Raw genomic sequence first — 14,468 nt, 5'->3', positions numbered from 1 at the left:
TCAAATAATGAAGCAAGCGCAAGAAATGCAAAAAAAGCTTGCGGAAGCCCAAGAAAAATATATTGGAAAAGAGTTTCAAGGTATTTCTGGTGGTGGCAAAGTTTCTGTATTAGTGGAAGTTATAAAAATAGGTGGCTATAAAGCTAAAAAGGTAAACATAGACTTAGAGCTTATGAGAAATGAAGAAAAAGACATAGTAGAAGATTTAGTGACAGCAGCGTTTAATGATGCCATTAAAAAAGCAGAAGAAGATATGGCAAATGCAACCTCTGATCTTGCAGGTATGATGGGGTTACCACCTGGATTTAAACTTCCTTTTTAAATTTACTACTGAAGTTTGCCTTAATGCAGTAACTAAGTGTTTTCCTTTTATACTAGTACTTCCATGAAGTACATTCATATTACTGCATGAATATGCAGCAATTCACAATGATGAATGCAGATCAGAAGATAAAAAGACATTAGTGAAATAGGTGTCAGAAGATCAAGAGTAAAAAAAGTAGAGTAACTCTATTTATTAATTAATAAAATCTTTGTATTTTCCTAAAAGTTAGTTAAGATACAGAAGGTTTTGTGTTATTAAGTTAGCACTTGACTTAACTTTAGTTATTATTTAGACTGCTAAAGTGGAATTTTAATTTTTTTAACGAGGGCAATTATGCATTATAAAAAGTTTTTTTCGGCAGCTGCTTTAGTGACGTTGCTAAGCCTATCAAACTCTGCTTTTTCATCAGACCCTATTGGTCCAATAAGTGATGAAGAAACTAGCTACTACGTTCGTTTACAATACAACGGTGAAATTTTACCTTTTTATACAAAAGTTGATGGTATTACAAATGCAACAGGTAAAGAAAAGGATAGTCCCTTAACAAGATCTTTTATAGCTGGTGGTGGTGCATTTGGTTATAAAATGGATGACATTAGAGTTGATGTTGAAGGGCTTTACTCACAATTGGCTAAAGATACAGCTGTAGTAAATGCTTCTGAAACAAATGTTGCAGACAGTTTAACAGCATTTTCAGGATTGGTTAACGTTTATTACGATATAGCGATTGAAGATATGCCTATCACTCCGTACGTTGGTGTTGGTGTTGGTGCAGCATATATCAGCAATCCTTCAAAAGCTAATGAAGTTAAAGATCAAAAAGGATTTGGTTTTGCTTATCAAGCAAAAGCTGGTGTTAGTTATGATGTAACCCCAGAAATCAAACTCTTTGCTGGAGCTCGTTACTTCGGTTCTTATGGTGCTAGTTTTGATAAGGCAGCTAAGGATGATACTGGTATCAAAAATGTTGTTTACAGCACTGTTGGTGCAGAAGCTGGAGTAGCGTTTAATTTCTAGTCTATCTTTGTCTTATTATCCCAGTGGGTTTTTCTTGTCATTCAAGTAGCATGACACTGGGATCTAGAAAAAAGAAATGTGAATTCCAGTGTTTGAGCACTGGAATAACACATTATTTATTTAATGTAGTTTTTATAGTTACACGCTAGCAATTTTAATGATACATTTAGGTAGCTGTTGTTAAGATCTCAATAGATGTAAAATTGTGCTTTTTTAATTAAAGCTTGAATTTTTCACTGAAAATCAATATATTATATGTATAGAGTTTTAATTTAAGTTATTATGTTGACCCCAGTAGCAAATTTATGTGTTAATAGTAGCACTAATCTCATGCAATATATTGCTGAAGTGCGAAAATTTCCTATGCTTTCCCAAGAAGAGGAAGTGCGATTAGCAAAAAATTGGCAAGAATACCAGGATATTTCTTCTGCTCACAGGTTGATTACTAGCCATTTGAATTTGGTAGTAAAAATTGCAATGAAATTTAAGAATTACGGTCTATTGTTGATGGACCTGGTCATGGAAGGAAATATGGGTTTAATGCATGCAGTGAAAAAGTTCAATCCTGACTTGGGATTTCGTTTTTCAACTTATGCAGTATGGTGGATTGAAGCTTCAATGAAAGACTTTATATTAAAATCTTGGTCACTTGTAAAAATAGGTACAACGCAAGCACAAAGGAGATTGTTTTTTAGTTTACGTAAAATAAAAAAAAGAATTTTACAATACACAAACAAAGAAACTTTGAGTAAAGAAGAAATAAAAGCAATATCAAATGAGCTTTCTGTATCTGAAGAAGATGTTGTACAGATGAGCTATCGTCTGGCTTGTAAGGATCAGTCGTTAAATAATTGTATAAAAATAGGTGATGACTCTAAAAAGGAGTTACAAGATATGATTCCGTGTAATTTAGTTAGTCAAGAAGTAGCTTACCAGAATCATGAAGAAAAGGCATTAAAAGAAACAATTTTAAGCAATGCGCTGGCAAGTCTTAATGAAAGATCAAGAGACATTTTCATTAGCAGATATTTATCTGAAAGTACTCAGACTTTGGATGAGCTTAGCAAAAAATATTGTGTTTCAAGAGAAAGAATAAGACAATTGGCTAAGCAAGCAATGAGTAAGGTAAAACAACATGTAAAATCAGAGAGTTTGAAACTTGGTTTACATGCGTAGTCTTTTTGTATTTCTAATACTTTTTTCAATAGGTACTCTTGCATCGGTTAGTAACGTACAACTGAAGGAAAAATATAAAGATTGGCTTGTGTACACTGCATTGGAAGATGGTGAAAAAGTGTGTTACATTGTATCTCATCCTAAGAAAAAAAGTGAACATTATACAGCTGACCGCAAGCCGTATGTAATGGTCAGTTACGTTGATAAAAAAGCAGATGAGGTGAGCGTCACTTCTGGCTTTCAGTATAATAATGAGCCTGTAGTTCTCAATATCGATAAAAAAATTAAATATCAATTGCCAATAATACAGGGAAGTCTTGCGTGGACAGATGATACAAAAATGGACCAAGATTTGATTCTAAAAATGAAGCAGGGATTATCAATGGTAGTTAATGGAAAAGTAAAAACAGCAAATGTTGATGATACTTATTCCTTGCTTGGCTTTCAAAAAGCGTACCAAAAAATGCATGACTTATGCCATACAAAGCAAATTATTGATCACTAAAGTATAAGATAGGCTGTTTTGTCTCTCAGACAAAAATATGGATATCACTTTACATAGAATATGAATATCATTTAAAATATATTTTTGAGAATTAATATGTCAAAAATTGTAGATATAGGAATCAAAGAACAAAGTTCTGTGTGTGAACAAATGCGTTTTAGTGTAAGTCGTGCAAGCCTTTTAAATACGCTATCCAGGGTAAGTGGAGTGGTTGAAAGGCGCAACGCGATAGATGTTTTAGCGTGTATAAATATCAAAGCACAACATGGCAGCATAAAACTAAAGGCTACTGATCTTGACATTTCAATATTTGCCTCACTTACTGCAAATGTATCAGCAGAAGGAGAAGTGAAAATCTCAGCACATACTTTACATGACATAGTGAAAAAATTGCCAACTAATTTGGATGTCAATTTCGAAATGAATAATCAAGGAAAATTATTGATATCCTGTGGAAATGCAAATTTTTCTTTACCGAACGTAGTTTCAAATAACTTCCCTGTTCTTGAAGAAGGTGATCATCAATACGATTTCACTCTACTAAGTGCAGATTTGGTAGACTTGTTGACTAAAACGAAGTTTGCTGTGTCGCTGGATGATACAAGGTATAATTTAAACGGGATATATCTGCATACAGATGAGCAATTTCTGTACTGCGTTGCAACTGATGGCCACCGTTTATCATGTATAAAAAGGCCTAAACCTGAAGATATCAACGGAGAATTTGGGGTGATCATTCCACGTAAAACTATCATGGAACTGTTGAAAGTATTGGGTGATTGTAATGAGATAAATATAAAACTTTCAGATAGAAAAATCAAATTTACATGTGGTGAGTATATTCTAATATCAAAATTGATAGATGGGACTTTTCCAGATTACAAAGCTGTCATTCCAACGTCTCAAGATAAACAAATGATTGTTGAGAGTAGCAAACTTGCTAGTGTTATAGACCGAGTTTCCGTTGTTGTGTCCGATAAAATAAAATCAATTAAATTTTCATTGCAAGAGAATTTATTAACTCTACATTCAAATTCCCAAGAGTGCAGTGATGCGACTGAGTCTATAGAGGTGGATTACGATGGAGCTCTTATGGAAGTAGGATTTAATTCTCGTTATTTGCTTGATGCTTTATCTTGTATAAAAAACAAATGTAAGGTCAGCCTATCAGATGGTAATAGCGCTACAATTATCACTGATGAAGATGATCCAAGTGCACTATACATAGTGATGCCAATGAGGACTTAAGCTAGTAATCTATCTTTACTAAGTATAAGCCGTGAGACGGCGCAGTGACCCCAGCGGCGTTTCTTTTACATTGACTTAATATGTTTAGCATTTCTTGTGGATTAGTTCTATTTTTTCCAAATTCAACTAAAGTACCAACAATAATCCTCACCTGGTTATGTAAAAAGGAAATCGCAGATATTTTGATGTATATGTGACTTCCGTTTTGTACTATATCAATATCATCGATTGTTCTGACCGGATTTGTAGCTTGACAATCTTTTGAGCGAAAGCTTGAAAGATTATGTTTTCCAAGCAGGTGTCTAGCAGCTTCACGCATGATGTTTACGTCAAGTGGGTTAAATACTTGCCACACATAACCGATTTCCAGAGCTGCAGGAGCGTAGCGATTAATTATTCTATATTCATAATATCTTTTTTTTGCTGAAAATCGTGCATGAAATGCATCATCTACAGCTTCTGCACTAAGCACAACTATAGGAATCGCTTTTAAGTGATAGTTTATTCCATTTCTTATTCTGTAAAGCTCAAATTGCCTTTCCATATTGAAATGAGCAACTTGCCCTAAAGCATGAACCCCTGTGTCAGTTCTGCCACCACAATGCAAAGAGACTCTCTCGCCACTGAAATTAAATATAGCGTTTTCTATGGTTTCCTGAATTGAGTTAGCAGAGTGTTGTTGCTTTTGCCAGCCAGAGAAACCACTACCATTGTATTCTATCGTTATTTTGTATCGCACTACAAAGTCTATCTATCTAATTTTAGGTAACTAACGTTCTTCGTTATTAAAAAACCCTTGGCAGATTGGTTGCGTTCAATTACCATGGAGACTATACAAGTTAATAAATGATCCATGGCACATAATCCAGAAGAAAGAAATAATGATAAGCAAAAAGCACTAGATAATGCAATAAGTCAAATTGAAAAAGCATTCGGTAAAGGTGCAATAATGAAGCTAAAGCAAAACCCTGTAGAAAAAATAGACACGATATCTACAGGGTCGATTGCACTTGATTCAGCTCTGGGTGTTGGGGGATTGCCAAAAGGACGTATAATTGAGATATTTGGCCCTGAGAGTTCTGGTAAAACTACCCTTGCTTTGCATGTAATTGCTGAAGCACAGAAAAAAGGAGGTTTATGTGCATTTATCGATGCGGAACACGCACTGGATGTTATATATGCTCGTAAACTTGGAGTGAAAACTGATGATTTGGTAATTTCACAACCAGACACTGGAGAGCAGGCGTTGCATATTGTTGAGTATTTAGTGTGTTCTAGTGCAGTTGATGTAATAGTTATTGATTCTGTTGCAGCACTAACTCCAAGAGCTGAAATTGAAGGGGATATGGGCGATCAGCACATGGGATTGCAAGCAAGGCTTCTAAGCCATGGACTCAGGAAACTAACTTCTGTAGTTTCAAAAGCAAACTGTATATTGATATTTATCAACCAAATTCGTATGAAAATAGGAGTAGTATATGGAAATCCTGAAACTACCACTGGTGGAAATGCGTTAAAATTCTATACTTCTATAAGACTTGATATAAGAAAAGTTGGTGCGATAAAGGATAAAGAGAATATTACGGGTAATGAAACGAGAGTTAAAGTTGTAAAAAATAAAGTCGCTCCTCCATTTAGAGAGGCAAAATTTGATATAATGTATAATGAAGGCATATCAAAACTTGGGGAAATAATAGATATAGGAGCAAAACTTGGTGTCCTTGAAAAGGCAGGCGCTTATTATTCATATAACAATACGCGTCTTGGCCAAGGAAGAGAAAATGTAAAAAGTTACCTCAAGGCAAACAAAGAAATTGCAAATGAAATAGAAACAAAAATCAGAGATTTATTTAAAAATCACGATAATTCTATTGCAATAGAAGAGGAACGCGAACAACTTCTAGAAGAATCAGTATTCTAATCTAAATTAGTTTGTATTGGGCAGTATTCGTTTGCTATACTAAAGTTTCACTCTCAACCGAGTTGATAAAAGCTGTGGTATCTCCTTGCAGCATTAGGTGTATATTTTTTGCTATTTTTTCCACTAAGAGGATAACATTATCAAAATTTTCAAATTTTGATAGTACATAATCTGCTAAGCTTTTCCGATTTTCAGGCCTACCTACTCCAAATCTCAAACGCCAATAATCGTTACCAATAAAGCTATCTATAGACTTAAGTCCATTGTGTCCAGCAGAACTACCACCTTTTTTTACTTTTATTCTTCCAAATTTCAAGTCAGCATCATCATGTATGACAACAATATTGTCTAGCGATAATTTGTAAAAATTTTTTATTTTTGCAATAGGAATACCTGAATTATTCATAAATGAATAAGGTTTTATCAGCATGATTTTATTATTATTAATTATGCCAGAGGTTATCAAGTAATCAGCTTTATTAGAAAATGACTGAAAATTCCAATATTTGTGAATTGCGTCAATAACGATAAAACCAATATTATGGTGAGTTAATTCATATTTACTACCAGGATTACCAAGCCCAGCTATTAAATGCACTACTCCTCTGTTTTTGTTTGAGGCTCTTCAACATCACTATCAGCAGCAGAGATTGTTACAATGGTGAAATTTTCTTCCTCATGAGCTACAAATTTAACACCTTCTGGCAATTTTACATCATTGATATGTATAGACTGACCAATCATTTTGCCAGATAAATCAATTTCTATGACTTGAGGTATTTTCTCAGGAGAGCATTTGACAGTAATAGAACGACACAAAACATTAAGCACTCCACCTAATTTGATTCCTGGTGATTTACTTTCATTGATGAATGATAAAGGTATATCTATTTTAATTTCACTACCTTTATCAACAAACTGAAAATCAACATGTTGCACAGTATCCTTTACTACATGCCATTGAATATCACGAACAAGAGCATATTCTTTTTTCCCTGAAATATCTAGTTCTATTAAATGTGCAGAAAGAGCACCTGATTTATATTGTTTAGTAAATTCCTTTGCAGACAATGTCAAATTTACGTTATCATGTCCTTTACCATATATAACTGCAGGTATACTTCCCTTCTCCCTCAGAGCCTGAATCGCTTTCTTTTTTTTTACATCACGTAACTCTGCATTAATTGTTACCATTTCTTGCTGTGCCATCGATTACTCCTATTCAGCTAATCCTTTTTATATAATTTAATAATATAACATAAAAATATTTATTTCAAACTTCATTCTTTCACACTAATTCTTTGTGGAAAAATTTATTTAGATATATACTTAAGATTACGTAGTAAGATCTATGAGTATTAACGATCAAGTAGTTTTTAAGATTTATAAGCCAACAAAAACTGCAACACAATCTGGCTTAGGTAATACAAAATTCTGGTACCTAAAAATTGAGCCTTGTTCTTACTATATTGAACCTTTGATGGGATGGGTTGGCTCAAAAGATCCCCAAAAACAGATTGTATTAAAGTTTGATTCTCTTGAAAAAGCAATATCTTACGCAAAGAAACACAACACAAAGTACACAATTGAAATGCCAAAAGATGTTAAAAGACTGCCAAAATCTTATGCAAATAATTTCGTATCAAAGTAAGTTTTATCGTAGTGTGTTTATCTAAAAACCTAAACCTAATCGTTACTATGATTTTGCTAACACACTAAGGTCATTTAGATAGTTGAACCTGGCTAGCTAGTATCAAAGAGTTATTTTGTATCCGTTCAGGAGAGTGGTTTAAGAAACAATAGATAAGAGGTTTTGGAAAGGATTGAGACCCCTTTGTTTCCATGTTAAGTATAACGAAATTATCCGTTCAAGGAATGCATTTCCCCGCTTTGATTGTGTAAAATACGAATTTTTGCGGTAAACGACATAATGCCGTATCTGCTGTTCAGCATGGTTGTTTGTCAGCGGAATGTTTTTTGGGTCATCTAAAAAATTCCACATCATTCTTTCAGATTTCAAAATATTTTTCGCAACTCGAGAGGCTCCAATTGCTTCAGGTAAGTAGGATATTTCCTTCAAGTAATACCTTGTACGTTTTCGCAACTTTCTGGCACGTCTGGCAAATCTAAAAACATCTATCTCATTTTTTAGCAAAGCCTTTTTTAGTGCAAATAATTCAGTAGCTACATTTCTTAAGTAACAGCCAAGAACTTTGACTTCAATATTCCAACTATGCGCTAATCTTTCAAAATCCCTTGCTAAGTGTGCCCAGCAGATTTGCCTTTTTTCATCAGCAAAGTAATTGTATACTGCGTACCTGTCGGTTACCACTAAGCTATTATGATTGCAGCATGCGTTATTTTTTAAAACTTTCATTCCTCTTGACTCTGTCAACTTCACAAAACTTGCCGTATTGCTTGCAAACATCCAACACCAAGCGAGTTTACCTTTGTTATAATGGCTCGTTTCATCAATATGTAGAACTTTACTCCTACTTATCTCTTGTTCGATCTGCTCATACATTTTTTTGCATTTTGAAGCAACTCTATGTTCACTATTTGATATGCTAACGACGCTTATGTTCAAATTGAAGATATCATTTACGACACTCGCTATTTCGCGTTTTGAATTTTTGTAGAATCCGCTGAACGCTGCAATTATTGACTTAACCCTTGGACCAAATGTATCTGACGTAACACCTTCTGGTAACTTACTGCTTCTTCTTTTTCCGCATCTCCGGCAACGACCATGCTCCATCTGATATTCCACTACATAAGGCCTAATTTCCGGAAGATCAACTTTTTGATGAATGTACGGTCCATTGCATATTGCAATCCCTCCTCCGCATTCACAAGTAGATGACAACTTTACTTTTATCACCTCATCTGCATCCATTTTGGCGCGAAAACTTCCTTTATGACCAACCTGACCACCAACGTTTCTGTCGCTCTTTGGCTTGTCCTTTTTTATTTTGTACAACTCTCTAGAGCTTGGTAGAGATGAATTTTTCGAGTTTAAACCAAGCCTTTCCTTTAATTCAGCGTTCTCTATCTTTAAAGCCTTGTTCTCTGCTTTTAAACTTTCATTCTCCCTTTCCAGCTTTTCTATTTTTGCTTCTAACTTTTCTATTTTTTGCTGTAAATTTTTGCAAAGCTCTAAAAGGTTTACCACATTACCTCACTTTTGCTCTATGATTATCTTTTTAGATCACCTTGTCTACCTTATTCTGCCACTCCGCTGAACGGATACGTTATTTTTTAGGTATTTCTCCGTAAGACTGCAAGTTTTTTTGGATTACTCAAATAACTTCATTCTGCTTGAAGAACTTTTATGTTGCTTTGCACTAAATTAATTTCACGTTTTATTTGTGTTAGCTATTTATTTAGTGAGTGGACATGTAATTTTACCTTAAATAACCCTATAATAAAAACATAGTTATTGAAATAATACAGAAGGTTCTCATGACAACCTCTGTATAGCTCTTAATTTTGCTGAGCGCGCACGCGGATTTGCATTTATTTCTTCCGCACTTGCTTTAATCACTTTTTTGTTTAAAAGGGAGAATGTCTTGGTAGGTCCTGGTTCACACAAATCTTTAAAAAGGGTTTTAACTATACGATCTTCTAGAGAATGAAAGGTAACTACAATTAATTTGCCGTTTTCACTTAAAATCTCAGATGCAGCTTTAATACCCTTTTCAAGCTCTCCTAGCTCATCATTTACCCATATTCTGATTGCCTGAAATGTCCTAGTTGCAGGGTCAATCTTGCTTTTTCCACGAAACACTACAGAACGTACAATATCCGCAAGTTCAAATGTAGTTTTGATAATTTTCTTCTTCCGCGCATTTACTATCGCTCTTGCGATTTTACGAGAATGACGCTCACCCCCATAATTATATATAGTGTTCGCAATCTCTTCTTCACGTAAAGCGTTAACAAACGTCGAAGCATTCATATGAGAATAGTTATCCATGCTCATGTTAAGTGGGCCATCACGTAGAAATGAGAATCCTCTATCTCCATTATCAAGCTGCATAGATGAAACTCCAACGTCGAAAACTATTCCATTGATACCTTTAATATTATTACTATCTAATAAATTTTTAATATTACTAAATTTCTCAATAAATAGATTTATTCTATCAGGGTATTTAACGTTCAGATCATCATAAAATTTGGTAACTGTTTCATCCCTATCAATTGCATACACTTTGCAATCAGCGGATTTCAATATTGCTTTGCTATATCCTCCAGCCCCAAATGTAGCATCTACATATATGCCACCACTTTGTGGTGCTAATTGAAATAGCATCTCTTTTAACAAAACTGGAGTATGTGTCATATCAAGAGACTTTGTGCACTTAAATTAAAATAACTTTCTCGCCAAAAAATATATGGAAATATATAGGTATAGTATAAGAATATTTAAATATAATCAACGATATAAAAATTTAATAAGATAATATTATTAATATAACATTTACATAATTCACGTTTGAAAAAGTAAGTAATATTACTATAATATCAAACAAATTACGGAAGATTTCGTGCAACAAATAACAAAAGTAATACTATCAAGTTTAATTTGTAACACTTTGTTGTGGTATGATCACATGCTTTTCAGACATCTAATAAGCATAATCGGAGATGTGTTTTTTCCATCAGACGACAAATTAGTCAGCATACTTAAAGCTTTTGGAGTGTTTGCAGTGGGTTTCTTAATAAGACCAATTGGTGCTGCTATATTTGGCCACATTGGCGATAAATATGGAAGAAGGATTGCTCTATTTCTCTCTATCATATTGATGACTCTATCAACCGTACTTATTGCATTTGTTCCAGGGTATCAGAACATTGGGGTACTCGCATCAGTACTGGTGGTATGTTTAAGATTATTGCAGGGTATATCTCTTGGAGGAGAGGCAGGAAATGCCCCATTTTTAATAGAGCATGCTCCTAAAAATAAAAGAGGATTCTTTGGCAGTATTGAAGTATTGAGCGCAATTCTTGGCTCAATATTAAGTCTTATAGTGGTGCTTATATGCAAAAAAGTATCCGATTTTGAATCTTGGGGATGGAGATTGCCTTTTATTTTCAGTTTTGTAATAGGATTAATCAGTATATATATGAGATATATACTCGATGAAAGCCCAGAATATAAAAAGCAGGAAAAGCCACATGAATTACCGTTAAAAGAACTATTAAACGGCTATAAAAAACCTTTTTTAATATCAGTTGGAGTTGACATAGTTGAAAATGCATCTCTTTACATATATTTAGTGTTTTTTAATGTACTTGCATCAACAATCAACACTCACTTTAACCACATAGTGGAAGTATTAAACCAAATTGCACTTGGAGGACTGACTATACTATTTGCAATACTGTCTGATAAGATAGGAAGAAAGAAAGTCATGAAATTTGCGTTTGTGACTTTTATAGTAGTAAGTTATCCAGTTTTTTCAATGATACTAAGTGGTAATAATTTGCTCACCATAATGGCGCACGTTCTTTTTATAATCCCAATAGCTGCTTCTCTTGGTCCTGTTAGCGCGTTTATGTGCGAATTATTCCCAATAAAGGTACGATACAGTGGATTTGGTTTATCAAGAAATATAGCTTCGGGATTTTTTGGTGGTCTTGCACCATTTATATGCACAACTATTATCAAAGTTACAGGACAAGGAACTTTAGCAAGTTTTTACATGATTTTCTGTGCACTAATTGGGTTAGTTGCTATATCACAAGTTAAGAGTTAGATTTTTTCAAAAACCAAGTGTTTAAAAAATCTAATCATAAGGTGGAAAATGCCAATTTTTAGGGTATCCGTTCAGCGGAGTGGCAGAATAAGGTAGACAAGGTGATCTAAAAAGATAATCATAGAGCAAAAGTGAGGTAATGTGGTAAACCTTTTAGAGCTTTGCAAAAATTTACAGCAAAAAATAGAAAAGTTAGAAGCAAAAATAGAAAAGCTGGAAAGGGAGAATGAAAGTTTAAAAGCAGAGAACAAGGCTTTAAAGATAGAGAACGCTGAATTAAAGGAAAGGCTTGGTTTAAACTCGAAAAATTCATCTCTACCAAGCTCTAGAGAGTTGTACAAAATAAAAAAGGACAAGCCAAAGAGCGACAGAAACGTTGGTGGTCAGGTTGGTCATAAAGGAAGTTTTCGCGCCAAAATGGATGCAGATGAGGTGATAAAAGTAAAGTTGTCATCTACTTGTGAATGCGGAGGAGGGATTGCAATATGCAATGGACCGTACATTCATCAAAAAGTTGATCTTCCGGAAATTAGGCCTTATGTAGTGGAATATCAGATGGAGCATGGTCGTTGCCGGAGATGCGGAAAAAGAAGAAGCAGTAAGTTACCAGAAGGTGTTACGTCAGATACATTTGGTCCAAGGGTTAAGTCAATAATTGCAGCGTTCAGCGGATTCTACAAAAATTCAAAACGCGAAATAGCGAGTGTCGTAAATGATATCTTCAATTTGAACATAAGCGTCGTTAGCATATCAAATAGTGAACATAGAGTTGCTTCAAAATGCAAAAAAATGTATGAGCAGATCGAACAAGAGATAAGTAGGAGTAAAGTTCTACATATTGATGAAACGAGCCATTATAACAAAGGTAAACTCGCTTGGTGTTGGATGTTTGCAAGCAATACGGCAAGTTTTGTGAAGTTGACAGAGTCAAGAGGAATGAAAGTTTTAAAAAATAACGCATGCTGCAATCATAATAGCTTAGTGGTAACCGACAGGTACGCAGTATACAATTACTTTGCTGATGAAAAAAGGCAAATCTGCTGGGCACACTTAGCAAGGGATTTTGAAAGATTAGCGCATAGTTGGAATATTGAAGTCAAAGTTCTTGGCTGTTACTTAAGAAATGTAGCTACTGAATTATTTGCACTAAAAAAGGCTTTGCTAAAAAATGAGATAGATGTTTTTAGATTTGCCAGACGTGCCAGAAAGTTGCGAAAACGTACAAGGTATTACTTGAAGGAAATATCCTACTTACCTGAAGCAATTGGAGCCTCTCGAGTTGCGAAAAATATTTTGAAATCTGAAAGAATGATGTGGAATTTTTTAGATGACCCAAAAAACATTCCGCTGACAAACAACCATGCTGAACAGCAGATACGGCATTATGTCGTTTACCGCAAAAATTCGTATTTTACACAATCAAAGCGGGGAAATGCATTCCTTGAACGGATAATTTCGTTATACTTAACATGGAAACAAAGGGGTCTCAATCCTTTCCAAAACCTCTTATCTATTGTTTCTTAAACCACTCTCCTGAACGGATACTTTTTAGGTGATAGTGTAAATATTTCAACTCCATCTTTTGTGACTCCAAGCGTATGCTCAAACTGTGCAGAAAGTGAAAGATCACGTGTTGTCACTGTCCAGCCATCTAGCTTGCTGAGAAGAGTTTCATGTTTTCCAGCATTGATCATTGGTTCTACCGTAAAAAACATGCCTTCTTTTAAGATAAGATCCTCACCTTCATCATAAAAATGTACAACATTTGGTGGAGCATGAAAAACCTTTCCTATGCCATGTCCACAATAATTGCGTACGATAGAATATCCAAAATCTTCAATATATTTTTCTATAGCAAATCCTATTTCATTTAACTTATTGCCGGGCTTAACTTGTTTTATCGCTTCCATTAGCGCATTGTAGGCAGCATTACACAAACGCTTTGCTTTTATTGAGGGTTTACCAGTCCAAAACATGCGACTTGTATCACCATACCAGCCATTTAAAATCACTGTAACGTCAATATTTAAAATATCTCCATCTTTAAGAGGTTTATCATCAGGAATACCATGACATACAACAGCATTTTTCGAAGTACAAATTGATTTCGGATATCCCTTATAATTCAGTGGTGCTGGAATTGCACCTGCATTGATTATAAAATCATGACATAGATCATTTAATTCATTAGTTGTTACGCCTACTTTGACGTATGGTGCAATAAAATCAAGGGTTTCAGCTGCAAGCCTGCCAGCTTTACGCATAAAGTCAAAGTCTTCTTGTGAATGTATAGTTATGTTCATATCTTCCATTTCTTATTATAATTCACATCTTGCATAGTAGATAATGTCATTCCACTGCTTGACACATAATTGTACGAATATTGAATGCAAAAGTACAAAAAATAGTGTCATCAGAATGCCTTTTTTTCCTGTCATCCCAGTGTCAGCTACTCTGATGACACCAAAGGGGCACTTGGATAGAGGCTACTTGAATAACACCATCATAAGGTGA

Annotated in this window: 15 protein-coding genes; 9 read left to right on the top strand and 6 right to left on the bottom strand. The window is 34.5% G+C overall.

Features of this window, described 5'->3' with window-relative positions:
- Window positions 1–7: 7 nt before the first annotated feature.
- The 5 genes from ONG75_RS06840 to dnaN all read left to right on the top strand — a co-directional run bounded on the left by ONG75_RS06840 (window position 8) and on the right by dnaN (window position 4,271).
- A complete protein-coding gene (locus tag ONG75_RS06840; RefSeq protein WP_006013488.1) occupies window positions 8–322 on the top strand; it encodes a YbaB/EbfC family nucleoid-associated protein in 315 nt (104 codons plus the stop codon).
- A 336-nt stretch (window positions 323–658) separates the two neighbouring features.
- Window positions 659–1,342, top strand: coding sequence for a P44/Msp2 family outer membrane protein (locus ONG75_RS06835; RefSeq protein ID WP_264376087.1), 684 nt, complete (start codon window positions 659–661; stop codon window positions 1,340–1,342).
- 282 nt (window positions 1,343–1,624) lie between these two features.
- Window positions 1,625–2,518, top strand: a complete 894-nt coding sequence (locus ONG75_RS06830; RefSeq protein WP_264376086.1) for an RNA polymerase factor sigma-32 — start codon at window positions 1,625–1,627, stop codon at window positions 2,516–2,518.
- Window positions 2,511–3,023 (top strand): invasion associated locus B family protein, encoded by a 513-nt coding sequence (locus tag ONG75_RS06825; protein ID WP_064085618.1) that lies wholly within the window; start codon window positions 2,511–2,513, stop codon window positions 3,021–3,023. Before ONG75_RS06830 ends, ONG75_RS06825 begins: the two co-directional genes overlap by 8 nt.
- Window positions 3,024–3,119: 96 nt before the next feature.
- Complete coding sequence (dnaN, locus tag ONG75_RS06820) at window positions 3,120–4,271, top strand: DNA polymerase III subunit beta (protein ID WP_010407054.1); 1,152 nt, start codon at window positions 3,120–3,122, stop codon at window positions 4,269–4,271.
- 1 nt (window position 4,272) lies between these two features.
- On the opposite strand, the gene truA is transcribed toward dnaN, so the two are convergent.
- Window positions 4,273–5,010, bottom strand: coding sequence for a tRNA pseudouridine(38-40) synthase TruA (gene truA, locus ONG75_RS06815; RefSeq protein ID WP_019236842.1), 738 nt, complete (start codon window positions 5,008–5,010; stop codon window positions 4,273–4,275).
- 114 nt (window positions 5,011–5,124) lie between these two features.
- Here truA and recA point away from each other — a divergent pair, with 114 nt between their 5' ends.
- Entirely contained in the window at window positions 5,125–6,192 is a 1,068-nt protein-coding gene (recA, locus tag ONG75_RS06810; RefSeq protein ID WP_264376085.1) for a recombinase RecA, read from the top strand.
- Between the two features lie 34 nt (window positions 6,193–6,226).
- Here the strand turns inward: recA and pth are convergent, their stop codons facing one another.
- Both pth and ONG75_RS06800 read right to left on the bottom strand, forming a co-directional pair.
- Entirely contained in the window at window positions 6,227–6,790 is a 564-nt protein-coding gene (pth, locus tag ONG75_RS06805; RefSeq protein ID WP_264376084.1) for an aminoacyl-tRNA hydrolase, read from the bottom strand.
- Entirely contained in the window at window positions 6,790–7,401 is a 612-nt protein-coding gene (locus tag ONG75_RS06800; protein WP_264376083.1) for a 50S ribosomal protein L25/general stress protein Ctc, read from the bottom strand. The genes pth and ONG75_RS06800 overlap by 1 nt, the downstream gene beginning before the upstream one ends.
- 142 nt (window positions 7,402–7,543) lie before the next feature.
- Here ONG75_RS06800 and ONG75_RS06795 point away from each other — a divergent pair, with 142 nt between their 5' ends.
- Window positions 7,544–7,843, top strand: a complete 300-nt coding sequence (locus tag ONG75_RS06795) for an ETC complex I subunit (protein ID WP_064085624.1) — start codon at window positions 7,544–7,546, stop codon at window positions 7,841–7,843.
- Between the two features lie 138 nt (window positions 7,844–7,981).
- On the opposite strand, the gene tnpC (ONG75_RS06790) is transcribed toward ONG75_RS06795, so the two are convergent.
- Both tnpC (ONG75_RS06790) and rsmH read right to left on the bottom strand, forming a co-directional pair.
- Window positions 7,982–9,364, bottom strand: coding sequence for an IS66 family transposase (gene tnpC / locus ONG75_RS06790; RefSeq protein ID WP_264375454.1), 1,383 nt, complete (start codon window positions 9,362–9,364; stop codon window positions 7,982–7,984).
- Window positions 9,365–9,652: 288 nt separating this feature from the next.
- On the bottom strand, window positions 9,653–10,537 hold the full coding sequence (gene rsmH, locus ONG75_RS06785) for a 16S rRNA (cytosine(1402)-N(4))-methyltransferase RsmH (protein WP_264376082.1): 885 nt from the start codon (window positions 10,535–10,537) through the stop codon (window positions 9,653–9,655).
- 205 nt (window positions 10,538–10,742) lie between these two features.
- Here rsmH and ONG75_RS06780 point away from each other — a divergent pair, with 205 nt between their 5' ends.
- Both ONG75_RS06780 and tnpC (ONG75_RS06775) read left to right on the top strand, forming a co-directional pair.
- The gene (locus tag ONG75_RS06780; RefSeq protein WP_264376081.1) at window positions 10,743–11,954 is read left to right on the top strand and encodes an MFS transporter; all 1,212 of its coding nucleotides are present in this window, start codon (window positions 10,743–10,745) and stop codon (window positions 11,952–11,954) included.
- Window positions 11,955–12,095: 141 nt separating this feature from the next.
- Window positions 12,096–13,478 (top strand): IS66 family transposase, encoded by a 1,383-nt coding sequence (gene tnpC / locus ONG75_RS06775; RefSeq protein ID WP_264375454.1) that lies wholly within the window; start codon window positions 12,096–12,098, stop codon window positions 13,476–13,478.
- Here the strand turns inward: tnpC (ONG75_RS06775) and map are convergent.
- Window positions 13,475–14,257, bottom strand: a complete 783-nt coding sequence (gene map, locus ONG75_RS06770; RefSeq protein WP_264376080.1) for a type I methionyl aminopeptidase — start codon at window positions 14,255–14,257, stop codon at window positions 13,475–13,477. The genes tnpC (ONG75_RS06775) and map overlap by 4 nt on opposite strands.
- Window positions 14,258–14,468: the final 211 nt, after the last annotated feature.

This window comes from Wolbachia endosymbiont (group B) of Sphaerophoria taeniata, assembly GCF_947179355.1.
Classification (GTDB): Bacteria; Pseudomonadota; Alphaproteobacteria; order Rickettsiales; family Anaplasmataceae; genus Wolbachia.
The sequence above is the reverse complement of the archived record's forward strand: the minus strand, read 5'-3'. Positions and strand labels throughout refer to the sequence as shown.